At 75.5% G+C, this 25,598-nt stretch carries 25 protein-coding genes, 1 tRNA gene and 1 pseudogene; 20 read left to right on the forward strand and 7 right to left on the reverse strand.

Annotated elements, in window-relative coordinates:
- Positions 1 to 87: 87 nt before the first annotated feature.
- From ssd to ACWIX3_RS07090, 7 genes are all read left to right on the forward strand, one after another.
- On the forward strand, positions 88 to 1,185 hold the full coding sequence (gene ssd / locus ACWIX3_RS07060; RefSeq protein ID WP_448611367.1) for a septum site-determining protein Ssd: 1,098 nt from the start codon (positions 88 to 90) through the stop codon (positions 1,183 to 1,185).
- The gene (locus ACWIX3_RS07065) at positions 1,182 to 2,321 is read left to right on the forward strand and encodes a TadA family conjugal transfer-associated ATPase (protein ID WP_448611368.1); all 1,140 of its coding nucleotides are present in this window, start codon (positions 1,182 to 1,184) and stop codon (positions 2,319 to 2,321) included. Before ssd ends, ACWIX3_RS07065 begins: the two co-directional genes overlap by 4 nt.
- Complete coding sequence (locus tag ACWIX3_RS07070) at positions 2,318 to 3,106, forward strand: type II secretion system F family protein (RefSeq protein ID WP_448611369.1); 789 nt, start codon at positions 2,318 to 2,320, stop codon at positions 3,104 to 3,106. The genes ACWIX3_RS07065 and ACWIX3_RS07070 overlap by 4 nt, the downstream gene beginning before the upstream one ends.
- Positions 3,103 to 3,837: a type II secretion system F family protein gene (locus ACWIX3_RS07075; protein WP_448611370.1), complete on the forward strand. Its 735-nt coding sequence runs from the start codon at positions 3,103 to 3,105 to the stop codon at positions 3,835 to 3,837. Before ACWIX3_RS07070 ends, ACWIX3_RS07075 begins: the two co-directional genes overlap by 4 nt.
- 129 nt (positions 3,838 to 3,966) lie before the next feature.
- Entirely contained in the window at positions 3,967 to 4,230 is a 264-nt protein-coding gene (locus ACWIX3_RS07080; protein WP_448611371.1) for a DUF4244 domain-containing protein, read from the forward strand.
- Between the two features lie 47 nt (positions 4,231 to 4,277).
- Positions 4,278 to 4,619 (forward strand): TadE family type IV pilus minor pilin, encoded by a 342-nt coding sequence (locus ACWIX3_RS07085; RefSeq protein ID WP_448611372.1) that lies wholly within the window; start codon positions 4,278 to 4,280, stop codon positions 4,617 to 4,619.
- On the forward strand, positions 4,616 to 4,984 hold the full coding sequence (locus ACWIX3_RS07090; protein ID WP_448611373.1) for an Rv3654c family TadE-like protein: 369 nt from the start codon (positions 4,616 to 4,618) through the stop codon (positions 4,982 to 4,984). Before ACWIX3_RS07085 ends, ACWIX3_RS07090 begins: the two co-directional genes overlap by 4 nt.
- Positions 4,985 to 4,991: 7 nt before the next feature.
- Here the strand turns inward: ACWIX3_RS07090 and ACWIX3_RS07095 are convergent.
- Both ACWIX3_RS07095 and ACWIX3_RS07100 read right to left on the reverse strand, forming a co-directional pair.
- Positions 4,992 to 5,276, reverse strand: a pseudogene (locus ACWIX3_RS07095) (YybH family protein); the annotation flags it as partial.
- A 125-nt stretch (positions 5,277 to 5,401) separates the two neighbouring features.
- Complete coding sequence (locus tag ACWIX3_RS07100) at positions 5,402 to 6,982, reverse strand: purine-cytosine permease family protein (protein ID WP_448611374.1); 1,581 nt, start codon at positions 6,980 to 6,982, stop codon at positions 5,402 to 5,404.
- 146 nt (positions 6,983 to 7,128) lie between these two features.
- Here ACWIX3_RS07100 and ACWIX3_RS07105 point away from each other — a divergent pair, with 146 nt between their 5' ends.
- Complete coding sequence (locus ACWIX3_RS07105; protein WP_448611375.1) at positions 7,129 to 7,713, forward strand: cupin domain-containing protein; 585 nt, start codon at positions 7,129 to 7,131, stop codon at positions 7,711 to 7,713.
- 19 nt (positions 7,714 to 7,732) lie between these two features.
- Positions 7,733 to 8,419: a cyclase family protein gene (locus ACWIX3_RS07110; protein WP_448611376.1), complete on the forward strand. Its 687-nt coding sequence runs from the start codon at positions 7,733 to 7,735 to the stop codon at positions 8,417 to 8,419.
- Positions 8,420 to 8,517: 98 nt separating this feature from the next.
- On the opposite strand, the gene ACWIX3_RS07115 is transcribed toward ACWIX3_RS07110, so the two are convergent.
- The gene (locus tag ACWIX3_RS07115; protein WP_448611377.1) at positions 8,518 to 8,778 is read right to left on the reverse strand and encodes an SDR family NAD(P)-dependent oxidoreductase; all 261 of its coding nucleotides are present in this window, start codon (positions 8,776 to 8,778) and stop codon (positions 8,518 to 8,520) included.
- Positions 8,779 to 8,870: 92 nt separating this feature from the next.
- A complete protein-coding gene (locus tag ACWIX3_RS07120) occupies positions 8,871 to 11,207 on the reverse strand; it encodes a DEAD/DEAH box helicase (protein ID WP_448611378.1) in 2,337 nt (778 codons plus the stop codon).
- A gap of 350 nt (positions 11,208 to 11,557) precedes the next feature.
- Between ACWIX3_RS07120 and ACWIX3_RS07125 the strand changes: the two genes are divergently transcribed.
- From ACWIX3_RS07125 to ACWIX3_RS07150, 6 genes are all read left to right on the forward strand, one after another.
- A complete protein-coding gene (locus ACWIX3_RS07125) occupies positions 11,558 to 13,819 on the forward strand; it encodes a sodium-translocating pyrophosphatase (RefSeq protein WP_448611379.1) in 2,262 nt (753 codons plus the stop codon).
- 171 nt (positions 13,820 to 13,990) lie between these two features.
- A complete protein-coding gene (locus ACWIX3_RS07130; RefSeq protein WP_448611380.1) occupies positions 13,991 to 14,308 on the forward strand; it encodes a hypothetical protein in 318 nt (105 codons plus the stop codon).
- Positions 14,305 to 15,849, forward strand: coding sequence for an alpha/beta hydrolase (locus ACWIX3_RS07135; protein ID WP_448611381.1), 1,545 nt, complete (start codon positions 14,305 to 14,307; stop codon positions 15,847 to 15,849). Before ACWIX3_RS07130 ends, ACWIX3_RS07135 begins: the two co-directional genes overlap by 4 nt.
- 194 nt (positions 15,850 to 16,043) lie before the next feature.
- Positions 16,044 to 18,932 carry a type I DNA topoisomerase gene (topA, locus tag ACWIX3_RS07140; RefSeq protein ID WP_448611382.1) on the forward strand — a complete coding sequence of 963 codons (2,889 nt, stop codon included), beginning with the start codon at positions 16,044 to 16,046 and terminating at the stop codon, positions 18,930 to 18,932.
- Positions 18,933 to 18,940: 8 nt separating this feature from the next.
- Positions 18,941 to 19,705 (forward strand): class I SAM-dependent methyltransferase, encoded by a 765-nt coding sequence (locus tag ACWIX3_RS07145; RefSeq protein ID WP_448611383.1) that lies wholly within the window; start codon positions 18,941 to 18,943, stop codon positions 19,703 to 19,705.
- 161 nt (positions 19,706 to 19,866) lie between these two features.
- A complete protein-coding gene (locus ACWIX3_RS07150) occupies positions 19,867 to 20,625 on the forward strand; it encodes a hypothetical protein (protein ID WP_448611384.1) in 759 nt (252 codons plus the stop codon).
- A 4-nt stretch (positions 20,626 to 20,629) separates the two neighbouring features.
- Here ACWIX3_RS07150 and ACWIX3_RS07155 read toward each other — a convergent pair whose 3' ends face one another.
- Positions 20,630 to 21,418 carry a trans-aconitate 2-methyltransferase gene (locus ACWIX3_RS07155; protein WP_448611385.1) on the reverse strand — a complete coding sequence of 263 codons (789 nt, stop codon included), beginning with the start codon at positions 21,416 to 21,418 and terminating at the stop codon, positions 20,630 to 20,632.
- Between the two features lie 94 nt (positions 21,419 to 21,512).
- Here ACWIX3_RS07155 and tmk point away from each other — a divergent pair, with 94 nt between their 5' ends.
- From tmk to ACWIX3_RS07170, 3 genes are all read left to right on the forward strand, one after another.
- Positions 21,513 to 22,190: a dTMP kinase gene (tmk, locus tag ACWIX3_RS07160; protein ID WP_448611386.1), complete on the forward strand. Its 678-nt coding sequence runs from the start codon at positions 21,513 to 21,515 to the stop codon at positions 22,188 to 22,190.
- A complete protein-coding gene (locus tag ACWIX3_RS07165; protein ID WP_448611387.1) occupies positions 22,187 to 23,347 on the forward strand; it encodes a DNA polymerase III subunit delta' in 1,161 nt (386 codons plus the stop codon). Before tmk ends, ACWIX3_RS07165 begins: the two co-directional genes overlap by 4 nt.
- Before the next feature lie 57 nt (positions 23,348 to 23,404).
- Positions 23,405 to 23,480, forward strand: a tRNA-Thr gene (locus ACWIX3_RS07170).
- Positions 23,481 to 23,539: 59 nt separating this feature from the next.
- On the opposite strand, the gene ACWIX3_RS07175 is transcribed toward ACWIX3_RS07170, so the two are convergent.
- A complete protein-coding gene (locus ACWIX3_RS07175; RefSeq protein ID WP_448611388.1) occupies positions 23,540 to 23,983 on the reverse strand; it encodes an ArsI/CadI family heavy metal resistance metalloenzyme in 444 nt (147 codons plus the stop codon).
- Positions 23,984 to 24,081: 98 nt separating this feature from the next.
- On the opposite strand from ACWIX3_RS07175, the gene ACWIX3_RS07180 reads away from it, so the two are divergent.
- Positions 24,082 to 24,435 (forward strand): Rv2640c family ArsR-like transcriptional regulator, encoded by a 354-nt coding sequence (locus ACWIX3_RS07180; RefSeq protein ID WP_448611389.1) that lies wholly within the window; start codon positions 24,082 to 24,084, stop codon positions 24,433 to 24,435.
- Between the two features lie 46 nt (positions 24,436 to 24,481).
- A complete protein-coding gene (locus tag ACWIX3_RS07185) occupies positions 24,482 to 24,892 on the forward strand; it encodes an arsenate reductase ArsC (protein WP_448611390.1) in 411 nt (136 codons plus the stop codon).
- 177 nt (positions 24,893 to 25,069) lie between these two features.
- On the opposite strand, the gene ACWIX3_RS07190 is transcribed toward ACWIX3_RS07185, so the two are convergent.
- Positions 25,070 to 25,564 carry an inorganic diphosphatase gene (locus ACWIX3_RS07190; protein WP_448611391.1) on the reverse strand — a complete coding sequence of 165 codons (495 nt, stop codon included), beginning with the start codon at positions 25,562 to 25,564 and terminating at the stop codon, positions 25,070 to 25,072.
- Positions 25,565 to 25,598 lie beyond the last annotated feature (34 nt).

A 25,598-nucleotide genomic window follows, 5' to 3' on the forward strand; every position in this document is an offset into this window, starting at 1 on the left:
CCACAGCGCCGTCCACACCCTTTCGGGTCGTCCACAGATCCCGGCCGTCCCTCCCGACACGTCCGTCGCGCCGCTGGGCTGGCAGCCGTGTCCGCGTCCCGGTCCTCGCCGCCCCGCCCGCTCGTCGCCAGTGCCGACGAGGAACTGCTCGACGACCTGTTGCGGCTGCTCGCCGCAGCCGGTGCCGAGGCGGAGGTCGCCACCGGCGGTCCGGCGCTGCGCCGCGCGCACCGGGAGGCGCCCTTGGTGCTCCTCGGCGCCGACGTCCTGGCGTCTCCGCCCGTGCGGGGGCTGCCCCGCCGTCCCGGCGTGGTCGTCGTCGCGGCGGAGGAGCCCCCGGCGCCGGTCTGGGCGTCCGCGGTCGAGCAGGGCGCGGAGCGGGTGGCGGTGCTGCCGGCGGACGAGGGCTGGCTGGTCTCCCGGGTGGCCTCGGCGCTGCGCCGCCCGGTCGACCGCGGCCGGCTGGTCGTGGTCGGCGGGAGCTGCGGCGGGGCGGGCGCGAGCACGCTGGCGGCCGCGCTGGCTCTCACCGCCGCGCCGGGCGGGGACGGCGTCCTGCTGGTCGACACCGACGGCTGGGGCGGCGGCCTGGACCTGCTGCTGGGAGCCGAGCGCGAGGAGGGCGTGCGCTGGCCGGACCTCGCGGGGCTGCGCGGCCGGGTGGCCGGCGACGCGCTCATGGCGGCGCTGCCGGAGGTCGGGGGCGTCTCGGTGCTCGCCGCCTCGCGCTCGGCTCCGGGTGAGGTCCCGGCCGAGGCGCTGACGGCGGTCGTGGAGGCGGCGCGGGCCGGCGGTCGGCCGGTGGTCGTCGACCTGCCGCGCACCGCGGGCCCGGAGGCGGCCGCCGCCGTACTGGCCGAGGCCGACCTCGCGGTGCTCGTCGTCCCGGCCCGGCTCCGGGCGGTCTCGGCGGCCCGGCTGCTCGTCGAGCCAGCCGGGGACGGCCGTCCGACGCCGTGGTCCTCGGCGCAGGTGGTGGTGCGTCCGGTGCCCGGCGGGCTGTCCTCCGACGAGGTCGCCGACGTGGTCGGCCGGCCGGTGCTGGGGGAGCTGGCCACCGACCGCAGCGCGCTGTCCCGGGGCGAGCAGGGCCGGCCGCCGCAGGTGGGAGCCCGCTCACCGCTGGGTGCGCTGTCCCGCCTGCTGCTCGCCGAGCTGGCCGCTGCGGACGGGGCCGCGGCATGAGCGGAGCGCTGGTCGACCGGGTCCGGGCGCGCCTGGTCCTCGAGCCCGGGGTCCCGACGCGGGCCGCCGTAGCCGCACTGGTGCGGGAGGAGTCCGGCGGCCTGCTCGGTGACGACGACGTGCTGCAGGCGGTCCGGGACGCGGTGGACGAGCTGGCCGGGGCCGGTCCGCTGGAGCCGCTGCTGAGCGAGCCGGGGGTGAGCGACGTGCTCGTCAACGGCCCGGACCAGGTCTGGGTCGACCGCGGCAGCGGGCTGGAGCGCACGCTGGTGCGCTTCGCGGACGAGGACGCGGTGCGCCGTCTCGCCGTCCGGCTGGCGGCCGCGGCCGGGCGGCGGCTGGACGACGCCGCGCCCTGGGTGGACGCCGGCCTGCCCGACGGCACCCGGCTGCACGCGGTGCTGCCACCGGTGTCGGGCAGCGGCACGTGCCTGTCGCTGCGGGTGCTCCGCCGGGCCTCGCTGTCCTTCGCCGACCTGGCCGCGCGCGGCGCCTTACCCGGCGCGTCCGGCGACCTGGTGCAGGCGCTGGTCGCCGGGCGGCTGGCGTTCCTCGTCACCGGCGGCACCGGCTCGGGCAAGACGACGCTGCTGTCGGCGCTGCTCGGACTCGTCCCGGCCGGCGAACGGATCCTGCTGTGCGAGGACGCCCCGGAGCTGGTGCCGGCGCACCCGCACGTCGTCCGGCTGGCCACCCGACCGCCCAACGTCGAGGGCGTCGGGGAGGTGACACTGCGCGACCTGGTCCGCCAGGCGCTGCGCATGCGGCCCGACCGGCTCGTGGTCGGCGAGGTCCGCGGCGCCGAGGTCACCGATCTGCTCACCGCGCTCAACACCGGGCACGACGGCGGCTGCGGCACCCTGCACGCCAACCGGCCGGCCGAGGTCCCCGCGCGGCTCGAGGCGCTCGGTGTGGCCGCGGGCCTGGACCGGCTGGCCGTGCACAGCCAGGCGGCCGCCGCCCTGTCCGCGGTGGTGCACCTGCGCAGGTCCCCGTCCGGACGGCGGATCGAGGAGATCGGCGTGGTCCGTCGCGCCGGGGACCTCGTCGTCGTGGAGTCCGGCTGGCGGGCCGACGGCGGCCCCTGTCCGGGCGCACCGTGGCTGTCGGACCTGCTGTCGGCGGGGTCCGGGTGAGCAGCGGGCTGCTGGTGCTCGCCGCCGCCCTGTTCCTGTGGCCGGGGCGCGCGGCGCTCCGCCGAGAGCGCCGACGGTCGCTGAACCGGCGGGCGGACGCCGCTGCCCGCCCGGCCGTCAGGGTCCCGCTGCCCGCGGTCGCCGCGGTCGCCGCCGGCGGCGTCGCGGCGCTGCTGAGCACCCCGCTGGTGGCCGGGCTGGCAGGCGGCTGTGCGGCGCTCGGCGCCCGCGCTGAGCTGCGCCGCCGGGCGGGCCTGCAGCAGGAGGCCCGGGTGGCCGCGCTGGTCGAGGCGCTGGCCGCCCTGGGCGCGGAGCTGCGCGGTGGCCGCTCGCTGGAGGAGGCGACCCGCGCTGCCGTCGCCGCCTGCGCGGACGCGGACAGCGGCCGGTCGCTCGCCCAGGCGGTGCGGTCCCCGGGGGACGGCGGCGCAGGGCCCGAGGGCGAGCTCGGCCGGGCACTGGGACGCGTGGCGGCGGCCGCACGGCTGAGCGCGCGCACCGGCTGTTCCCTGGCTGCTGTCGTCGGCGCGGTGGAGGACGACCTGCGCGCCCGCTCCCGGCAGCGGCTGGAGCTGCGCTCGGCCACCGCCGGGTCGCGGGCCAGCGCGGCGCTGCTGGCGGGGCTCCCGGTCCTCGGGCTGGTCATGGGCGGTGGCGTGGGCGCCGACCCGTGGCGGGTGCTGACCACCACGCCGACCGGCCAGACCCTGCTGGTGGCCGGAGTGGGGCTGGAGGTCGCCGGGCTGGCCTGGTCGGCTCGGCTGGTGTCGCGGGCCGCGCGGTGAACGCCGCCGCGGTGTCGCTGCTGGTGGCGGCGGCGCTGCTGTGCTGGCCGGTCCGCTCACCCGTCGCCGCCCGCGCCCGGTGGATGGCCGGCCGGGGCGGTACGGCGCCCCCACCCGGGCCACCCGGGCCACCTGGTCCCGCCGATGCCCGGCGTCGGTGGCTGCTGGCCGGTGCGGCGGGTGTGGCCGCCGGGCTGCTGGTCGGCGGCGGAACCGGGGTCGTGGTGGCCGGACTGGTCGCGGTCGGCGGTGAGCGGCTGCTGCGCCGCGGCGGCGGGCAGGGGAAGCGAGGGGGGCCGGCGCCCGAGGCGGACCTGCCGGTGGCCTGCGACCTGCTGGCTGTCTGCCTCGAGGCGGGGCTGCCGGCGGGCGGGGCGCTGACCGCGGTGGCGACCGCGGTGCCCGGTCCCCTCGGCCCCGAACTCGCGACGGTGGCCGGCCTGTACCGGCTGGGCGCGGCCCCGCGGAGGGCGTGGTCCGACGTGTCACCGGGGCTGGCCGTCCTCGGCCGGGTGCTGGTGCGGGCCGGCGAGTCGGGGTCGACCGTCGTCCCGGCGCTGCGGTCGCTGGCCTCCGACGTGCGCGCCGGTGAGCGCAGCCGGGCCGACGCCGCGGCCCGCCGGGCCGGTGTGTGGGTCCTGGCGCCGCTCGGCGCCTGCTTCCTGCCGGCCTTCCTCTGCCTGGGCGTGGTGCCGCTGGTGCTCGGCATCGCCGCCGACGTCTTCGGCTGAGGCGCACGGCCGGCGTCCACAGCGAACGGCGGCGTCCACAGATCCACCGCGCACCTGGGCTCGGCTCCCGCACCCGGCGATGGTCGGGAGCGACGGCCCGGCAGGCGGGCCCGACACCGAGGAGGCACCGTGACAAGACCCTGCGAGACCCACCCCGACGGGGAGCTGCCCGACGTGGGCCAGCCCCCCGCCGAGGCGGCTCCCCGCGGACTGCGAGCGCGCTGGTCCCGCGTCCGGGCCGCCGGGGAGGCCGGGATGAGCACCGCGGAGTACGCCGTCGGCACCGTTGCGGCCTGCGCCTTCGCCGCCGTGCTCTACCGCGTCGTCACCGGCGGGTCGGTCGTCGACGGGCTCAGCGCCCTCGTCGCCGACGCGCTGGCCACCCTGTCCTGATGGCCCGGCGTCGGCGCCGCGGAGCTGGACTCCGTGAGCAGGTGGGCATGGTGACGGCGGAGACGGCCGTCGTGCTGCCCGTGCTGCTCCTCGTGCTCGCCGGCGCCGTCGCCGCGGTGACCGTCGTCGGCGCGCAGCTGCGCTGCGTGGACGCCGCCCGGGAGGGGGCGCGGGCGGCCGCCCGGGGCGAGGACGCCGCGCTGGTGACCGCGTTCGCCGGCCGGGCGGCACCCGAGGGAGCGGCGGCCACGGTGGCCGTCGACGCAGCGACGGTCACCGTCACGGTCACCGCGCAGGTGGCCCCGCTGGGCCCGGTTCCGTTCCGGGTGCCGGTGTCGGCCACCGCGGTGGCCCAGCGCGAGCCGGGCACCGCGGGGGAGGTGGGGTGAGCGTCCGGCCCCGGGTCGCGGGGGAGAGGGGCTCGGCGACGGTGTGGGTGGTCGCCCTCGCCGGTGTCCTCGCTGCGATCGGGGTGGCGGCGGTGCTCGTCGGGGCGGCGGTGGTGGGCCGGCACCGGGCCACCACCGCCGCCGACCTGGCGGCGCTGGCCGCCGCCGAGCACGCCGTCCGCGGTGACCCCGGGGCCTGTGCCGCGGCCGGGGAGGTGGCCGGCGCGAACGGCGCCCGGCTGGCCGCCTGCACGGTCGGCGACGGGGCGGTGGTCGAGGTCGCCGTGGCGGTGCCCGTCCGGCTCGGCCCGCTGGGCGTCAGCCGGGCCGGCGCACGGGCCCGCGCCGGCCCGGTGGTGCCGTGAGCTCCGGCTACCCGGCCGCCGGCGGCGCGGCCGACAGGTGCTCGTGCACGGCCGGCCACCGACCCGAGGGCTCGCGGTGGAAGACGATCGTCTCCCGCTCGCGGAGCTCCTCCCGCCCGGCCCGCGTGGAGACCGTGGTGCGCACCGCGTGGGTCAGGACGGCGGTGTCCCCGAGGACCTGGACCTCCGTGCCGGACGTCTCGCAGCCGAGCACACGGAAGCCGTCGTCCCGGACCCACGAGGCCCACTCCTGGCGGTACTCCCCGCGGGAGGCCAGGAGCCCGTCGGTGGTGTGGAACGGGAACGTGGCGTCCTCGCGGAATCAGGCGAGGTACCGGTCCAGGTCGTTGCGAGCGAAGGCCGCCACGAGGACGGCGGCCGCCTCCCGCGCCTCCTCGGCGGCGCCGACGTGCCGGGTCACCGGTCGACCGCCTCCGGGGCGGGCACGACGGAGGAGCGGAGACCGGCGCGGTGCACCGAAGCGCGGGGGTCGCCGGTCACCGGCGGCATCGCGGCGTCCCGGAAGGGCACCAGCCGCGGGCCCTCCGGGCCGAAGACGTACCGGGGCTCGGGGAAGGCGAACAGCAGCGCCAGGTAGACCACCGCGGCCAGGCCGAGCGACATGGGCAGGCTGATGTCCACCCCGCCCGCCGCACTGCGCAGCGGGCCCTCGATCAGCGGCGGGTAGTTGGCGAACAGCAGGCCGACGACCGCGGCCGGGATCCAGGCCACCATGCCACGCCAGTTCACGCCGCCGCTGAACCAGTAGCGGCCGCCGAGCCGGCCCTGGTTGAAGACCTGGACGTCGTCGGGCGAGTAGTACCCGCGGCGCACCCAGTAGCCGATCATCATGATCACCATCCACGGCGTGGTGCAGATGACGATGGCGCCGATGAACGCGTTGACGCTGGCCAGCAGGTCGAAGACCAGCCGCCCGACCAGGATGAAGACGAACGCCAGGGTGCCGATGAACAGCGACGCCTGCACCCGGTTGAGGCGGGGGAAGACCGAGGAGAAGTCCAGCCCGGTCCCGTACAGCGAGGTGACGCCGGTGGACATCCCGCCGAGGAAGGCCACCACCATGAGCAGGACGGCGTACCAGAGCGGCGAGACCTGGATCAGCGCGAAGACGTAGTCGGCCTCGCCGGCCACGAGCGTCGCCGTCCCCACGCCGAACAGGAACGGCACCAGGGTGGCCAGCTGACCCAGGAACGTGGCGGTGAGCAGCCGCGACGGGCGGGTGCCGGCGGGGATGTAGCGCGACCAGTCGCCGAGGAAGGCGCCGAAGCTGACCGGGTTGCCCATGACGATGAGGGCGGAGAGCACGAACGTCGGCCAGAAGCCGCCCAGCGCGTAGGCGTCGGGGCCCGGGTCGTAGGACGGGTCGAACAGCGTCGCGTAGGCGACCAGGCCCAGCAGCATGAGCGTCGTGTTGGCCAGCACCACGATCTTGTTGACCAGCAGCATCAGCTGGTAGCCGTAGATGACGACGACGATCACCAGCGCGCCGAGCACCGCGTAGACGACCCCGCGGAGCAGGTCGGAGTCCCCCGTGCCGAACAGCCGGGTGGCCGCGCCGACCAGGGCGTCGCCGCTGACCCACACCGAGATCGAGTAGAACGAGATCGCGGTCAGCAGGGACAGGAACGAGCCCAGCACGCGGCCGCGGACGCCGAAGTGGGCGCCGGAGGAGACGGCGTTGTTCGTGCCGGTGCGCGGGCCGAACAACCCCATGGGCATGAGGATCAGCGCACCGACCACCACGCCGGTGACGGTCGCGGCCACGGCCTCCACGAGGTCGAGGCCCAGCAGCACCGGGAAGGTGCCCAGGATGACGGTGGCAAAGGTGTTCGCCCCACCGAACTGGATCCGGAACAGGTCGAAGGGCCGCGACGCGCGCTCGGCGTCGGGGATCGTGTCGATGCCGTGCTGCTCGACCTCCGTGGCCCGCGGCCGCCGCTGCTCGGCAGCCAGCCCCGCGACCTCAGCTCCGCTCATGTGCACCCTCCCGGTGAGGCGGTGGATGCACCACCGCGGTGCGCAGAGGCTAGAGGCGAGTTGTCTGCTGAGCAACCAAAGTTGCACAAGCTCCGGAGTCGCATGGTGGGATGTGCGGAGCGAGCCGACCACGAGGGGAGCGCGGCATGGCGGGGGAGGTCCGGCGGCTCACGCGGCCGCACGACCCGGCGGAGGCGTTGGTGGGAGCGCGGCTGCGGGCGGCCCGGCAGGCCTCCGGTCTCACGCTGGCCGCCGTCGCCGAGCAGGCCGGGCTCACCAAGGGGTTCCTCAGCCGTCTGGAGCGCGACGAGGTGTCCCCGTCGGTCGCGTCGCTGGTCTCGGTGTGCGGCGTCCTCGGCATCGGCGTGGGGCAGCTGTTCGAGCCGCCCGCCACCTCGCTGGTCCGCGCCGCCGACGCGCCGCCGATCAACTTCGGCGGCCGCGGTCTCCGGGAGGTGCTGCTCACGGCGGGCACCCAGCGCAACCTGCAGGTCATCCGCTCCGTGGTGCAGCCCGGGGGTGGCGGCGGGGACGAGCTCTACGCGCTCGCGTGCGAGGTCGAGTTCGTCCACGTGCTGCGCGGCCGGCTGGAGCTCCGGCTGCCGGGGGAGTCGGTCGAGCTGCAGGAGGGCGACGCGTTCACGATGCCGGGCGCCACACCGCACACCTGGGTCAACCCCTCTCCGACCGAGATCTGTGAGGTCCTGTGGGCCCTCACACCCGCACCGTGACCGACGCCGAGGAGGCCAGGTGACCGGCTCCGCAGCTCCACCCGTCCGCGAGGTGGTCGACCTCTCGCACCCCCTGGACGACGACACCCCGGTCTACCCCGGCGACCCGGTCGCCCGGTTCACGCCGGCCGCCACGGTCGCGGCCGACGGCTACAACGTCCTGCACGTGCGGATGGGCTCGCAGACCGGCACCCACGTCGACGCCCCGTACCACTTCCTCGACGACGGGGCGCGCATCGACGAGCTGCCGCTCGAGTACTTCCTCGGGCCGGCCGTCGTCGCCGACGTCCGCGGCAAGCCGCCCCACGGGCGGATCGAGTGGGCCGACCTGCAGCCGTGCGCGCACCTGCTCGCCCCCGGGCGGATCCTGCTGCTCCGCACCGGCTGGGACGCGCACTGGGGGACCGACGCCTACTTCGACCACCCGTACCTGACCGGGGACGCCGCCGCGCGGGTGGTGGCCGCGGGGATCCGCACGGTCGGGCTCGACGCGCTGAGCCTCGACGAGACCGTCGTCGGCGGGACGTCCGCGGACGGGTTCGCCGCCCACCTCGAGGTGCTCGGCGCGGGCGGCGTGATCGTGGAGAACCTGCGGGACCTGGGTGCCGTTCCGCAGGTCGACCCGGTGATCAGCGTCCTGCCGCTGCGGTTGGCAGGTGCGGACGGCGCTCCCGTCCGCGCGGTCGCGTTCCGGCTCGACCGCTGAGGCTCAGGGGCGCAGCGGCCCGCCCCGGCCCAGGGTGAGCAGCTGCCCGACCACGGCGCCGGCCGCGTCGCTGCACAGGTAGGACACCGCGGCGGCGATCACCTCGGGGGACACCCCTGCCGCGGTGACCAGCGCGGCCACGGCGCCCAGACGCGCTCCACCCGGTCGACGGCCGACCCGACCGCGGCCGCGTCCGTCACGTCGACCTCGACCCCCAGCGCGGTCTCCCCGCTCGGCCGCAGGTCCAGGCCGGCGACCTGCCACCCGGCGGCCGTCAGAGCACGGGCGACCGCCGCTCCCAGGCCGCTGGCCGCGCCGGTGACCACGGCGACGCGCGGTGCGTCCTGGTCCTCGGCCACGCCACCTCCCGCACGCACCGTCGCCCGTCGGTCGAGCGGTCGGCGGCCCAGTCTGTCAGCCGAGCCGGGCAGACGCTCCGCGGTCGGCCGGCTCAGAAGACGATGTCGTCCTCGACCGGCCCGGTCTCCCGCGCGGTGTCGTCGTCGCCGGCCTCGTCACCGGCCGCCTCCGTGTCGCTCTCCCCGGCCGCCTCGGCCGCGGCCAGCTCGTCGAGGACGACGTCGAGCACCCGCACCGCACCGGCCTTGTCCAGCGGCTCGTTGCCGTTGCCGCACTTGGGCGACTGCACGCAGGAGGGGCAGCCGCTCTCGCACTCGCAGCTGGCCACCGTCGCCCGGGTCGCCTGCAGCCAGCGCCGCAGCACGGCGAACCCGCGCTCGGCGAAGCCCGCGCCGCCGGGGTGCCCGTCGTAGACGACGATCGTGGCCGCACCGGTGTCGGGGTGCAGGGCGGTCGAGACCCCGCCGAGATCCCACCGGTCGCAGGTCGCCAGCAGCGGCAGGATGCCGATGGCGGCGTGCTCGGCGGCGTGCAGCGAGCCGGGGAGCTCGGCGTCGTCCACCTCGGCCCGGCCGACGGCCCGCTCGTCGAGGGTCAGCCACACCGCGCGGGTGCGCAGCTGGCGGGCCGGTAGGTCGAGAGGGAACTCGGCGAGCACCTCGCCGGTGCCCAGCCGGCGGCGCTGGTAGGCCACCACCTGGTTGGTGACGTCGACGACGCCGGTGTGCGCCGTGACCGTGCCCAGCGGCCGCGACCGGTCGGTGGCGACGATCGCGAGGTCGGTGACGTCGCGGGCCACCGTCGTCCATTCGGGACTCTCCGGGTGCACCACCGCGACGGCGTCGTCCACGTCGAACTCGTCGACGACGTAGGTCTCGCCGCGGTGCACGTACACCGCGCCGGTGTGCACCGTCGCGTGCGCCGCGTCGCCGTCCACGGTGCCGAGCAGCCGGCCGGTGTCGCCCTCGATGATCGTCACCGGCGCCAGGCCGCTGCCGCGGATGTCGACGTCCGGCCGACCCCGCCCGGCCCAGTACCAGCCGGTGGGACGACGGCGCAGTGCTCCCTCGGCGACGAGCTCCTCGACCCGCGCCTCGGCCGCCGGGCCACCGAAGTCCGCCAGGTCCTCGGGCACCAGGGGGAGCTCGGCCGCCGCGCAGCACAGCTGCGGCCCCAGCACGTAGGGGTTGCTGGGGTCGGTGACGGTGGCCTCCACCGGCCGGCCGAACACCGCGCGCGGGTGGTGGGCCAGGTAGTGGTCGAGCGGGTCGTCGCGGGCTACGAAGACCACCAGCGACTCCCGCTGCGCCCGCCCCGCCCGGCCGGCCTGCTGCCACAGCGACGCGAGGGTCCCGGGGTAGCCGGCGAGCACGACGGCATCGAGGCCGGCGATGTCGATGCCGAGCTCGAGGGCGTTGGTGGTGGCCACCCCGAGCAGCTCCCCGGCCGACAGCGCCCGCTCCAGCTCCCGGCGCTCCTCGGGCAGGTAGCCGCCACGGTAGGAGTCGACCCGGCGGGCGAGGTCGGCGCGACCGCGGTCGAGCAGCACGTGCCGGGCCTGCTCGGCGACCGACTCGGCGCTGCGGCGCGACCGCACGAACGCCAGCGTGCGGGCGCCCCGCTCGACCAGGTCGGCCAGCAGGGTGGCGGCGTCCGCGGCCGCCGAGCGGCGCAGCGGGGCGCCGTGCTCGCCGGTGCGCTCGGTCAGCGGCGGCTCCCACAGCGCGAAGGTCGCGCCGGGCCGTGGCGAGCCGTCCTCGGTCACGGCGACGACCGGGGCGCCGACCAGGCGGGTCGCTGCCGCGGCCGGCTCGGCCACCGTCGCCGAGGCCAGCAGGAACACCGGCTCGGCGCCGTAGCGCCGGCAGATCCGCCGCAGGCGGCGCAGCACGTGGCCCACGTGGGACCCGAAGACGCCGCGGTAGGCGTGGCACTCGTCGACGACGACGTAGGCCAGCCGGCGCAGCGTGCTCGACCACTTCTGGTGGGCGGGCAGCACACCACGGTGCAGCATGTCGGGGTTGGTGACGATCCAGCGCGAGTGCCGCCGGACCCAGTCCCGCTCCTCCATCGGGGTGTCGCCGTCGTACGCGGCCGGGCGCACCGACGGGTCGGCCAGCTCGGCCACCGACGCCAGCTGGTCGCGGGCGAGGGCCTTGGTCGGCGCGAGGTACAGGACGCAGGCGCGGGGGTCCTCGGCGAGCCGGGTCAGCGCCGGCACCTGGTAGGCCAGCGACTTGCCCGACGCCGTCCCGGTGGCGACGACGACGTGCGAGCCGTCGCGGGCCAGCTGAGCGGCCTCGACCTGGTGCCGCCACGGCGCGGACACGCCCTGGGCCCCGAGCCGCTCGCGCAGCTCCGGGCTGACCCATGCGGGCCAGGGCAGGGTGCGGCTGTCCCGCACCGGCATCCGGTGCACGTGGGTCACCGGCTGCTCCTCCTCCGGTGTCCCGGAGAGGACGGCATCCAGCAGGTCGGCCCCCGGCAGCGGCGTGCCGGCGGGGGAGGGCGAGCCACCCCGGGGAAGAGGGTCCGTACCGGCTGGAGGAGCCGAGCGGACCGGGTGGAGCGTGGTCACCCCACAACTGTCACACCTGCCGACGACGTCTCGCCGGGCGCGAGCGCCGGATCACGGGTGGCTCCGGGACTATCGGTACGGGGTGTGACCTCCCTTACACTCCGGCGGCACCAGCCGTGCGGGCCCGTGCGTGCTGGACACGTACCTCGGCCGACCGGAGCGAGTGTGCTCCGGGGGCAGCCGATCGCTGGGAGGAACACATGCCGGACAGGGCACTCTCCGGTGGCGACGTCGTGCTGGTCGCGATAGTCCTCGCCATCTCGCTCGCCGCTCTCGCCTTCGCGGCCTACCTGGTCCGCGCCGTCATGGCAGCCGACCAGGGCACCCCGACGATGCGCGAGATCGCGCAGGCGGTGCAGGAGGGTGCCGCGGCGTACCTGCGCAGACAGTTCAAGACCCTCGGCGTCTTCGCGGTCATCGTCTTCCTGGTCCTGCTGGTGCTGCCCGTGCACGACGGCGGCTGGGGCACCCGCATCGGCCGCGCGCTGTTCTTCCTGGTCGGCGCGCTGTTCTCGGCGATGGTGGGCTTCATCGGGATGACCCTCGCCACCCGCGGCAACGTGCGGGTGGCTGCGGCCGCGCGCACGGGCGGCTACCGGCCGGCCTTCCGCATCGCGTACCGCACCGGCGGCGTCTGCGGGATGATCACCGTGGGCCTGGGCCTGTTCGGCGCGGCCCTCGCGCTGCTGCTGTTCGACGAGACCGCCCCCGTCGTGCTGGAGGGCTTCGGCTTCGGAGGTGCGCTGCTGGCGATGTTCATGCGCGTCGGCGGCGGCATCTTCACCAAGGCCGCCGACGTCGGCGCGGACCTGGTCGGCAAGGTCGAGGCCGGCATCCCCGAGGACGACCCGCGCAACGCGGCGACCATCGCCGACAACGTGGGCGACAACGTCGGGGACTGCGCGGGCATGGCTGCCGACCTGTTCGAGTCCTACGCCGTCACCCTCGTCGCCGCCCTCATCCTCGGCCAGGTCTTCTTCGGCGCCGTCGGCATGGTCTTCCCGCTGACCGTCGCCGCCATCGGGGTGATCGCCTCGGTCGTCGGCATCCTGGCCAGCAACCCGGGCAAGGGTGACGCGAGCGGCCTGGCGCCGATCAACCGCGGCTTCTTCACCTCCGCGGTCGTCTCCCTGGTCCTCGTCGCGGCCGCCTCGTTCACCGTGCTGCCCGGCGTGGCCGACGTCCCCGACAGCGTCGTCAGCCCGCAGGTGCTCGGCTTCGTCTCGGTGCTCGTCGGCATCGTGCTCGCCGCCGCCATCCAGCAGCTCACCGGCTACTTCACGGAGACCAGTCGCAAGCCGGTGCAAGACGTCGGCCGCAGCTCGCTGACCGGCCCGGCGACGGTGATCCTCTCCGGCATCTCGCTCGGCCTGGAGTCGGCGGTGTACGCGGCGCTGCTCATCGGCGGTGCCGTCTACGGCGCCTTCCTGATCGGCGGCGGCGCCGCGCTGTACGCGGTCGCGCTCGCCGGCTGCGGCCTGCTGACGACGGCCGGCGTGATCGTCTCGATGGACACCTTCGGCCCGGTCAGCGACAACGCGCAGGGCATCGCCGAGATGTCCGGCGACATCGACGACGAGGGCGCCCGCGTGCTCACCGATCTCGACGCGGTCGGCAACACGACCAAGGCCATCACCAAGGGCATCGCGATCGCCACCGCCGTCCTCGCCGCGACCGCGCTGTTCGGCTCCTACAACGCCCAGATCGAGGCCGCGCTCGACGAAGCCGGGACCACGCTGGGGGACGCCTTCAGCCTCGTGAACCCGAACAACGTGGTGGGCGCGGTGCTCGGGGCCGCAGTGGTGTTCTTCTTCTCCGGCCTGGCGATCAGCGCGGTCTCCCGCGCGGCCGGCCGGGTGGTCTTCGAGGTCAGGGAACAGTTCCGCACTCGGCCCGGGATCATGGACTACAGCGAGCGTCCGGACTACAGCGCCGTCGTCGACATCTGCACGAAGGACTCGCTGCGCGAGCTGGCCACCCCCGGCCTGCTGGCCGTCCTCGCGCCGGTCGCCGTGGGCTTCGGTCTCGGTTTCGGGCCGCTCGCCGCCTACCTCGTCGGCGCCATCGCGGCGGGCACGCTGATGGCGGTCTTCCTCGCCAACTCCGGCGGCGCCTGGGACAACGCCAAGAAGATGGTCGAGGACGGCGCCTACGGCGGGAAGGGCAGCGAGGCGCACGCGGCCACGGTCATCGGTGACACCGTCGGCGATCCGTTCAAGGACACCGCCGGCCCGGCCATCAACCCGCTGATCAAGGTGATGAACCTGGTGGCGCTCCTCATCGCCCCGGCGGTGGTCGGGTTGTCGGTGGGCGAGGACCAGAACACGGCGGCGCGCATCGCGATCGCGGTGGTGGCGGCCCTGATCATCGTGGGCGCGGTGGTGGTGTCCAAGCGCCGCTCGGTCGTGGTGGGTGGTGCCTCCACCGACGCCCCGACCTCGCTGACCACCAGCGTCCCCTGACCGCACGCACAGCACCCTCGGGCACGGGCGCGCCGAGCGGCGCGCCCGTGCCCGGGCTGTGGACCGCGACCGGCGCTGTGGACGGACACCCGGGCGGCCCCACCCGGTCGGCCTAGCCTCCCGCCGCACCGGGCCCGCCGTGGGCCCGGACAGACGCCGGGAGGTCCTGACGTGTCCGCAACGATCGCCGCGGAGTTCGACGCCATCGACGGGCTGGCCGCCGAGTTGGCCGGCCTCGCCGCCGCACTCTCCGCGGAGGCACAGCTGTGCCGGTCCACCGCGGCCTCCCTGGGGACGGCGGTGAGCGGGGGAGCCGGGAAGCGCGCCGGCGCCACGGGCTCGGGCTGGGGTACGGCCCTGGAGCTCCTGGGCCGGCAGGCCGGCGCGCTCGCAGCGACTCTGTCCGCGGCCGTCGACTCCTACCGCGCGGCCGACGCCGCGCTGGGCGACCGGGTGCTCGCCCGCCGCCACGTCCCGGCCGCCCGGTGAGCTCCGCCCTCCTCGACGAGGTCGCCGGGTGGGACGTCCCGCTGCTGCGCGGAGCGGTCTGGACCCTGGACTCGATAGCGGGCGGCCTGCCGGCCTGGCGGGCCCGGATGGAGGCCGTCGGCCGATCCCTGGACGACGCGCACTGCTGGTACGGCCCGGCCGCGCAGTCCGCGGGCGCCGCGCTGGTGGAGGTCTCGACGGTCGCCACCGCGGTGACCACGGCCCTCGAGGAGTCCCTCGAGCACGCGCAGCGGCTGCTCGCCGATGCCGAGGCCGCGCAGGAACTCGCCGAACGGGCCCTGGCCGTCGCCGCGTCGGTGCCCGTCGTTCTCGACGGCACCGGGCGGCTCGTGTCACTGCCGGCCGTGCCGGTCGGCGCCGAGTCCGGCCTCGGTGCCGACCAGACCGCCGTCGCGCTGCAGGCGCAGGAGCTGGCCGAGGACGCCCTGGCCGCCGCGGCACGGGCGGACCGTGCTGCAGGTGAGGCCGAGGCCGCACTGGTCGGTCTCGGGATGGCGGGCGGCTCCGCCCCGGCCGCCTTCCCGGACCTCGTCGGGACGGTGCTCGCCGGCACCGGCATGGCGGCGGTCCTCCCGCCGCCCGGCGGACCAGACGAACGGGCCGCGTGGTGGGCCGGTCTGTCCACCGCGCACCGGCTGACCGCCATCTCCGGGATCCCCGGCCGGATCGGCCAGCTGGACGGTGTGCCGGCCTGGGCACGAGACCAGGCGAACAGAGTGCTGCTGGAACGGACGCTGGCCGACCCGTCCCTGCCCGGGCACGCGGTCGCCGTCTCGGTAGCGGCGGAGATCGCCGGCAAGGAGGCGGAGGGCGAGGAGGTGCAACTGCACCGGTTCCAGCCGGCGGAGGGGCTGGTCGCCCTGGCGGTCGGGGACCTGGACACCGCGGACCACGTGGCGTTGCTCGTGCCCGGCACCGGCAACGACCCCGTCGGAGACCTGGACGACCTCGTCGACGACGCGGGTGCCGTCGCGGACGCGGCGACGGGGGCGGCTCCCGCGGCTGCCGTCGCCACCATCGCGTGGATGGGCTACCGGGCACCGTCGAACCTCGCCAAGGCCGCCAGCCCCCAGTACTCCTGGACAGGCGGCCCAGCGCTGGACGCGACCCTGGACGGGCTCGCGTCGGCGCGGGCGGCCACGTCGGGTGCACGTCCGCACACGACCGCGATCGGGCACAGCTACGGCACCCTCGTCATCGACCGAGCGGCCGGTGCACCGGGCCGGCTGGCTGCCGACGACGTGGTGCTGCTCGGCAGTCCGGGGATGGACAACAGGGCAGCCGAGCTTGAGGTCGACGGGGTGTACGAGGCGTCGGCCCCCTTCGACGTCGTGAGTTCCCTCGGTGATCTGGTGAACCCCTCCTGGACCGTGCACGGGTGGCAGACGGACGGTCCGGGATTCGGCGCCGACGAACTGCCGACGGACTGGCGCAACTGGCACACCGGCTACTACGACGAGGACGGTCCGACGGTGGCCGCGATCGGCCGGGTGGTGGCCGGAGTCCGGGAGCCGGCATGACCCGCAGGAGGCCGGGAACACGGCGCGACCCCCGACCATTGGAGCGGGTGACGGCACGCCCACGGTGGGTCGCCAGCGGGCTCCCGGTCGGTCCTGTGGCCTACCGTGGCGTCGCCGAGGGCGCGCGGGGAGCGACCGCGTCGTCCGGCGCCGGACCGCCGGCGCCTGCACCGAGCACCACCGACAGGAGCACCGTGGCACCGACGAAGACCACGAACACCGGCACCTCTGCCGCCGCCTCGACGGCCGGCGGCACACGCACCCCTGCCCGCCGCCGGACCGCAGCGAGCGGCGGAGGGCGGCCGCTGGTCATCGTCGAGTCGCCGACCAAGGCCGGGAAGATCGCCGGTTACCTGGGCAACGGCTACGTCGTCGAGGCCAGCGTCGGGCACATCCGCGACCTGCCGCGCAACGCCGCCGACGTGCCGGCCGAGCACAAGGGCGCGTCGTGGGCGCGGCTCGGTGTCGACGTGGACAACGCCTTCGAGCCGCTCTACGTGGTCAGCCCGGACCGCAAGCAGCAGGTCAGCCGGCTCAAGCAGCTGGTGAAGGACGCCAGCGAGGTCTACCTCGCCACCGATGAGGACCGCGAGGGCGAGGCCATCGCCTGGCACCTGGTCGACACGCTGAAGCCGCGCGTGCCGGTGCGCCGCATGGTCTTCCACGAGATCACCCCCGAGGCGATCGCCCGCGCGGTGGCCAACCCGCGGGAGCTGGACACCGCGCTGGTCGACGCGCAGGAGACCCGGCGCATCCTCGACCGGCTCTACGGCTACGAGGTCAGCCCCGTGCTGTGGAAGAAGGTGCTGCCCAAGCTCTCGGCCGGCCGGGTGCAGTCGGTGGCCACCCGCATCGTCGTCGAGCGGGAGCGGGAGCGGATGGCCTTCCGCTCGGCCGACTACTGGTCGCTGGAGGGCACCTTCGCCGTCCCCGGCCGCCGGGCCGGCGCCGACGAGGGCGAGCCGACGACGCTGCGCGCCCGCCTGGTGAGCGTCGACGACAGCCGGGTCGCGACCGGCCGGGACTTCGACCCCGCGACCGGTCAGGTCACCGGGGAGGTCGTGCACCTCGACGAGGCCGGTGCCCGGGGTCTGGCGGCCCGGCTCGAGGGCCGGCAGGTCACGGTCAGCCGGGTCGACGAGAAGCCCTACCGGCGTCGTCCGTACGCGCCGTTCACCACCTCGACACTGCAGATGGAGGCCGGCCGCAAGCTCGGCTGGTCGTCGGCGCAGGTCATGCGGGTGGCCCAGCGGCTGTACGAGAACGGCCACATCACCTACATGCGGACCGACTCGACCAACCTCTCGACCGAGGCGATCAACGCCGCCCGCACCCAGGCCCGCGAGCTGTACGGCGACGCCTACGTCCCGGCCGAGGCCCGCCGCTACGCGAAGAAGGCCAAGGGCGCGCAGGAGGCGCACGAGGCGATCCGGCCGGCCGGCGACAGCTTCCGCACCCCCGGTCAGCTCGCCGGCCAGCTCGCCCGCGACGAGTTCCGGCTCTACGAGCTGATCTGGCAGCGCACGATCGCCTCGCAGATGGCCGACGCCGTCGGGCAGAGCGTGAGCATCCGGCTGGCCGGGCGCAGCAGCACCGACGAGGCGGTCGAGTTCACCGCCAGCGGCCGCACCATCACCTTCCCCGGCTTCCTCCGTGCGTACGTCGAGTCGCGCGACGAGAGCGGCGCCGGCGACGACGACCACGGCAGCGACGACGCCGAGCGCCGGCTGCCGCGGGTCGAGCGCGGCCAGCAGCTCGACACCCGGGCGCTGGAGGCCAAGGGCCACTCGACGACCCCGCCGTCGCGCTACACCGAGCCGAGCCTGGTCGCGCGGCTGGAGGAGCTGGGCATCGGCCGGCCGTCCACGTACGCGTCGATCATGCAGACCATCCAGGACCGCGGGTACGTGTGGAAGAAGGGCTCGGCGCTGGTGCCGACCTTCGTGGCCTTCGCCGTGGTGAACCTGCTGGAGCAGCACTTCGCCCAGCTCGTCGACTACGACTTCACCGCCTCGCTGGAGAACGAGCTCGACGAGATCGCCGCCGGTGACCTGCGCCGGGTCGACTGGCTCACCGAGTTCTACTTCGGCGGCGAGGGCCGGCACGCCGGCGGGATCGCGGCCTCCGGCGGGCTCAAGTCGGTCATCGGCCAGCAGCTGGAGGAGATCGACGCCCGCGGCGTCAACTCCATCCCCCTGCGCGCGACCGGGCCCGGCGGCGAGCCGGTGGTGGTCCGGGTGGGGCGCTACGGGCCCTACCTGCAGGTCGGCGGGGAGGACGGTCCGCGGGTCAGCCTCCCCGAGGACCTCGCCCCCGACGAGCTGACCCAGGAGAAGGTCGAGGAGCTGCTCGCCGCGCCGTCCGGCGACCGTGAGCTCGGCACCGACCCGGGCTCCGGTCACCCGGTCGTGGTCAAGGCCGGCCGCTACGGGCCCTACGTCACCACGGTCGTGCCCGAGGGCAGCAAGGAGAGCCCGCGGACGGCGAGCCTGTTCTCGTCCATGTCCCCGGAGACGGTGACCCTGGACGACGCCCTCAAGCTGCTGACCCTGCCGCGCTCGGTCGGCACGGCACCGGACGGCGAGGAGATCCAGGCGCTCAACGGCCGGTACGGGCCCTACCTGAAGAAGGGCACCGACTCGCGTTCGCTCGAGTCCGAGGACCGGTTGTTCACCGTCACCCTCGACGAGGCGCTGGCCGTCTTCGCCCAGCCCAAGCAGCGGGGACGCCGGGCCGCCGCCGCGCCGCTGAAGGAGCTGGGCTCCGACCCGGTCACCCAGGGCACGATCACCGTCCGCGAGGGCCGGTTCGGCCCCTACGTGACCGACGGCGAGACCAACGCCAGCCTGCGCAAGGGCGACGACGTCGAGAGCATCACCCTCGAGCGCGCAGCCGAGCTGCTGGCCGACCGGCGCGCCAACCCCAGCACGAAGAAGAAGGCCACCAAGAAGAAGGCCGCCACCAAGAAGACGACGGCCACGAAGACGACGGCCAAGAAGGCGACCACGGCGGCGGGCAAGACGACCGCCCGGAAGGCCGCGAAGAAGGCGCCGGCGGGCAGCGACGCCGTCCCCGCGAGCTGACGGTCCCCGTGCCGGGCGACGAGCTCGACACCGGGACCTGGCGGCAGCGCGGGGCCTCGTTCGGCTCCGTCGCCGCCGGCTACGCAGCGCACCGGCCGGACTACCCGGCCGACGCCGTGGCCTTCCTGGTGGGGGAGCGCCCGCGGCGCGTGCTCGACCTGGGCGCCGGCACCGGGCTGCTCACCGGCGTCCTGCTCGCGGCCGGGCACGAGGTGGTCGCCGTCGACCCCGCCGAGCCGATGCTCGCCGAGCTGCGTGCGCGGTACCCGCAGGTGCCCACGCACGTCGGCGACGCGGAGGCCGTCCCGCTGCCCGACGGCAGCGTCGACGTCGTGGTCGCCGGGCAGGCCGCGCACTGGTTCGACCCGGAACCCGCGGCCGCACAGCTGCGGCGGGTGCTGCGTCCCGGCGGCGTGGTCGGCCTGGTGTGGAACACCCGCGACGAGGACGTGCCCTGGGTGGCCGCGCTCGGCCGGGCGCTGGCGGCCGAGGCGCGCGGCCACGAGGCCGACCAGGGCGTCGTCGACGCCTTCGCCCGTGCACTCGGGGCCCGGGTCGAGCACCACCGCTCCGGCATCGTGCAGCGGCTCACCCCCGAGCAGGTGGTCGCCGGCATCGCCACGCGCAGCTACGTCGCCACGATGGACGACGCCCGGCGGGAGCAGTTCCTGGGCGAGGTCCGCGCGGTGCTCGACACCCACCCCGACACCCGCGGCCGTGACCGCGTCGACCTGCCCTACCGCACCGACGCCTACCGGCTGGACCCCGGCTGACGCCGCCACGGCGGTCGACGACACATCGACTCTGCGGGGTCACCGCCCGTCACGACCGCACGCGGGCCGGCCGGGACGAGACGGTTCCGTCCGCTCGGGCCTTGCGGGCCCGCGGGGCCGCGCACCTAGCCTGCGCCCGTTCTCGACGGAGGGGGCTGGCCATGGCGACGCGCGCAGGCCGACTGTTGACCGCACTGGTGGCCGCCGTGCTCCTCGGCACGGGCACCCCGGCCGCCGCCGACACGGCAGAGCCGGCAGGCTACGCGTCGCAGCCGCAACCGGTGACCGGTGCAGACGGTGTCGCCACCGACGACCTCGACACCGACTACGCCATGGCGCTGGACGCCGTGGACACCTGGTGGCGCACCTCCTGGAACGAGTACTTCCCCGGCCGGTACACCGCGCCGGCGCTCGCCCCGGCCGCCCGCGCCCCCGGGCTCTACGACGCCCCGGCGGAGCAGGTGTACTGCGGCGACCTGCTGCTCCCGGAGGGCAACGCCTTCCACTGCCCGATCGGGGACTTCCTCGCCTTCGAGGTCGACCTGATGCTGATGTCGCAGGAACTGGGCGACGCCTTCGTGTACCTGGTCGTCGCCCACGAGTGGGCGCACTCGATGGTCGCCCACCTCGACCCCGCGCTGGTGTCCGAGGCCTACGAACTGCAGGCCGACTGCCTGGCGGGGGCCGCGCTGCAGGGCGCCGTCGACGACGGGCTGCTGACCCTGGAGTCCGGCGACACGGAGGAGTTCACCGCGTCCCTGACCGCCGTCGGCAGCGAGAACGAGTGGGGGACGGTGTACGTCGACTCGAACGGCCAGCAGCAGACCGAGACCCACGGCAGCGCCCAGGAGCGCATCGACGCCTTCGAACGCGGCGGCGCGAACGGGGTCCGCTCCTGCCTGCCGAACTCCGTCGGCTGACCGGTCAGGCAGCGTGCCCGACGGCGAACACCCGCCGGAAGGGCAGCAACGTGGTCCCGTCCGGGCGCTGCGGGTAGGCCGCCCGCAGCGCCGCGGCGTACTCGGCGGTGAGCTCGGCGGCGTCGTCCTCCTCCAGCTGGCCGAGCACCGGGCGCAGCACGGTCGAGCGCACCCAGGCGAGCACCGGGTCGTCCCCGCGGAGCACGTGCAGGTAGGTCGTCTCCCACGCCTCGACGGCCAACCCCGCCCCGGCGAGGACCTCGAGGTAGCCGGCCGGGTCGAGCACCGCGTCGTCGGCCGGTGCCGCGTTCCCCACGAGCCCGGCCCAGCGCGGCGAGCGGCACAGCCCGGCCAGCAGCGCGTGCGTCGGCGCCCGCCAGTTCCCGGGCACCTGCAGCGCCAGCCAGCCGCCCGGCGCGAGCTGGCCGGCCCACCGGCGCAGCAGGTCGGCGTGGCCGGGCACCCAGTGCAGGACGGCGTTGGTGACCAGGACGTCGACCGGCTCGTCGGGCTGCCACTCCCGGACGTCGCCGAGGGCGAAGGCCACGCGGTCGGGGACGGCGTGCGCGGCGGCCGCGGCGAGCATCTCCGGCGAGGAGTCGACGCCGGTGACCCGCGCGCCCGGCCACCGCTGCGCCAGCGACGCGGTCAGCGCGCCCTCGCCGCAGCCCAGGTCGACGACGGTCCGCGGTCCCCGGGCGCCGACGCGGGCCAGCAGGTCGGTGAACGGCCGGGCCCGCTCGTCGCCGAATCGCAGGTAGCCGGCAGGGTCCCAGGCGGCGGTGCTCGTCACGTCCCGACCCTAGGGCGGCGATCCGGGACCGTCGGCCCCGGCCGGTACCGTGGCTGCCGCCGTGCCGCCACCCATCCACCAGCCCGGGAGCCCCGTGTCCGACGACGGTCCGCCTGCCCTCCCCGTCGAGGCCGCCGGCCGTCCCGGCGGGTTGTTCATCGCGTTCGAGGGCGGCGAGGGCGCGGGGAAGTCCACCCAGGTCCGGCTGCTCTGCGAGTGGCTGACGGCGCGGGGCCGGACCGCGCGGGCCACCTTCGAGCCCGGCGGCACCCCGGCCGGTGCCGCCGTCCGGGCGATCGTGCTCGACCGCGCGCACACCGGCCTGTCCCCGCGCGCCGAGGCACTGCTGTACGCCGCCGACCGCGCCCAGCACGCCCACGCCGTCCTGCGCCCGGCGCTGGCCGCCGGCGAGGTGGTCGTGACCGACCGGTACGTCGACAGCTCGCTGGCCTACCAGGGCGCCGGGCGCACCATCGGCCTGGACGACGTCGCGGCGATCTCCCGCTGGGCCACCCAGGGGCTGCGCCCGGACCTCACCGTGCTGCTCGACCTGCCCCCGGAGACCGGGCTCGCCCGCGCCCGCGGCCGGGCGGCCGCCGACCGGCTGGAGTCGGAGTCGCTGGAGTTCCACCAGCGCGTCCGCGACACCTTCCGCACGCTCGCCGCGGCCGAGCCGGGGCGCTATCTCGTGCTCGACGCCACACGCGGCGTCGACGAGCTCGCTGCCGACGTCCGCGAGCGGGTGGGCGCGCTGCTGGAGGTGCCCGCGTGAGCGGGGTGTGGGAGCAGGTGATCGGCCAGCCGGCGGTCGTCGCCGAGCTGCAGGCCGCGGTGGCCGACCCGGGCGCGATGACCCACGCCTGGTTGTTCACCGGCCCGCCCGGGTCGGGGCGGTCGGTCGCCGCCCGCGCCTTCGCCGCCGCGCTGCAGTGCCCCGACGGCGGCGACGGCACCTGCCACGCCTGCCGCACCGTGCTCGCCGGCACCCACGCCGACGTGCAGACCGTCATCCCGGAGGGGTTGTCCATCGGCGTGGCAGAGGTGCGCGAGCTGGTCCGCATCGCGGGGCGGGCGCCGTCGCAGGGGCGCTGGCAGGTGGTGCTCGTCGAGGACGCCGACCGGATGACCGAGCAGGCGTCGAACACCGTGCTGAAGATGCTGGAGGAGCCGCCGACGCGGACGGTCTTCCTGCTCTGCGCGCCGAGCCTGCACCCCGAGGACGTGCCGGTGACCATCCGCTCCCGGTGCCGCGTGGTCGGCCTGCGCACCCCGCCGATCGACGCGGTCGCCGACGTCCTGGTCCGCAGGGACGGCATCGACCCGGCGCTGGCCGCCTGGTCGGCCGCGGCGGCCGGCGGGCACGTCGGGCGTGCGCGGCACCTGGCCCGCGACGAGAGCGCCCGGCTGGCCCGCAAGGCGGTCCTCGACGTCCCCCTGTCGCTGGTGTCGCTGGCTGCCTGCCTCAACGCCGCCGACGACCTGGTCGGCGCCGCGAAGGAGGAGTCCGACCGGGCGACCGCCGAGCTCGACGGGCCCGAGACCGAGGCGGTCAAGCAGAGCCTCGGCGTCGGCGCCCGCGGTCCCGGCGTGGCCGCCGCGAGCCGTGGGGCCGGGCAGCTCAAGGAGCTGGAGAAGCGGCAGAAGTCGCGGGCCACCCGGCTGGGCCGGGACTCGCTGGACCGGGCGCTGGTCGACCTCGCCGCCCTGTACCGCGACGCCCTGGTGATCGCCACGAGCGGGACGGAGGGCGTCACCCTGGCCCACCCGGACCGTCGCGCCGACGCCGAGGAGCTGGCGCGGCGGATCGGTCCGGAGGGTGCGCTGCGCCGCATCGACGCCGTCCTGGACTGCCGGAGGGCGCTCGAGCAGAACGTGAAGCCGCAGGTCGCCGTGGAGGCGCTGACCGTGGCGCTCCGGCTGCCGGGGTGACCCGCGGGGCCTGCGCCGGGGGAGCCGAGCGGTCACGTAAGCTGGCTGCGCACGTCCGCCGCCTTAGCTCAGTCGGTAGAGCATCTCACTCGTAATGAGAAGGTCGTCGGTTCGATTCCGACAGGCGGCTCCACTCCAGCGACCCCGTCCACCTGGACGGGGCCGCTGTCGTCTCGGCGGAGTCGGCCGCGCTCAGCAGCAGGACGACGCGGCAGCCGGCTCGGCGCCGCAGCAGGCCGGGCCGTCCCCGGGGTCGCCGGCGAAGGTCGGGCTGTCGGCGAGCACCGTGTAGACCTCCCACCGCTCTCCACCGGGGGTGTTCTCCACCCAGAACTTGTCCTGCTTCGCGTAGCAGCAGGTCGTGCCGCGTTCGTCCACCGAGGCCAGGCCCTGGGCCGCGAGGCGGGTCTGCTCGGCGTCGACCTCCTCGACGGAGCCGACCTCGACGCCGAGGTGGTTCAGCGTGCCGCCCTGTCCGGGGTTCTCCAGCAGGACCAGTTTCAGTGGCGGGTCGGCGATGGTGAAGTTGGCGTAGCCGGGCCGGGTCTTGGCCGGCTGGGTGCCGAACAGCGTGGCGTAGAACGCGGTGGCGGACTCGACGTCGTCGACGTTGAGGGCGAGCTGGATGCGGGACACGGGGCTCCTCACAGTTCCTCGACGTTCATCGAACTCCTGTGGCGGAGAGGGTGCCGACGTCTTTGACGTATGTCAACGCCCTTGGGCACGATGGACCCGTGCCCAAGGCCCTACCCGTGATCGACACCCGCGCCCCGATCTGCTGCGCCCCGGTGGCGGCCGCTCCCATGGACGCTGACGTGGCGCTCGAGGTCGCGGTGCGGCTCAAGGCGCTGGCCGATCCGGTCCGGGTGCGGCTGATGTCGCTGCTGCTCGCCACCGTCGAGGTGTGCACCTGCGACCTCGCGCCGGCGGTCGGGCTCACCGAGGCCACCGTCAGCCACCACCTGTCGGTGCTGCGCCGGGCCGGGCTCATCAGCGACGGCGAGCGGCGCGGCATGAACGTCTGGTACCGGGCTCGCCGGGACTCCCTCGGTGCGTTGTGCCGCGTTCTCGATCCGGACTGCTGCTGATGCGTCCGCCCCTGCTCGTCGCCGTCGTCCCGTACGAGGAGGTCCCATGAGTGGCAGGCCGAGCGTCCTGTTCGCCTGCGTCCACAACTCCGGCCGCTCCGTCGCCGCGCAGGTGCTCACCCGGCACCACGGCGGCGACGCCGTCGAGGTCCGCTCGGCCGGGTCCGAGCCGGGCGCCGGGGTCAACCCGGTCGTGGCCCGGGTGCTGGCCGAGCGGGGGCTGCCGGTCACCGACCACGTCCCGACCCGCCTCGACGCCGACCTCGTGGATGCCGCCGACGTGGTGGTCACCATGGGCTGCGGCGAGACGTGCCCGGTCTTCCCCGGCAAGCGCTACGAGGACTGGCCCGTCGAGGACCCGGCCGGTCAGGACCTCGACACGGTGCGGCGCATCGTCGACGACGTCGACGCCCGCGTCCGTGCGCTGCTCGCCGACCTGGTCCCGCCCCGCTCCTAGGTCCGGCGGGACCGTCGGCTGACCCACCGGCAGACGCCGACGGCGGCGCACCCGGTGGGAGTGCGCCGCCGTCGGCGTCCGTCGTGCGCTCGGCGGCCGCTCGGTGAGGGGCCAGGGTGGCCACCCTCCAGGGTCCCGCGCCGAGCGTGCGAGGCGTGGGGGAAGGGTGGTCCTTCTTCAGTGGTGGGGTTCGGCCTCCTCGGCCCGCCGGAGCGAGGCGTTGATCTCCGCCTCGGCATCCTCGCGGCCGACCCACTCGGCGCCCTCGACCGACTTGCCCGGCTCGAGGTCCTTGTAGGTCTCGAAGAAGTGCTGGATCTCCAGCCGGTCGAACTCCGAGACGTCGCCGATGTCCGTGAGGTGTGCCATCCGGGGGTCGGTGGCCGGCACGCACAGGACCTTGTCGTCACCGCCCTTCTCGTCGGTCATGCGGAACATGCCGATGGCCCGACAGGTGATGAGACACCCGGGGAAGGTCGGCTCGTCGAGGATCACCAGGGCGTCGAGCGGGTCGTCGTCCTGGCCGAGGGTGTTCTCGATGTACCCGTAGTCGGCCGGGTACCGGGTTGAGGTGAAGAGCATCCGGTCCAGGCGGATGCGTCCGGTGGTGTGGTCCAGCTCGTACTTGTTCCGCTGGCCCTTCGGGATTTCGATCGTCACGTCGAACTGCACGGGACGTAGTGTGGCGGATCGGACCCCGGAGGAC

It is taken from the genome of Geodermatophilus sp. URMC 60, from assembly GCF_053502585.1.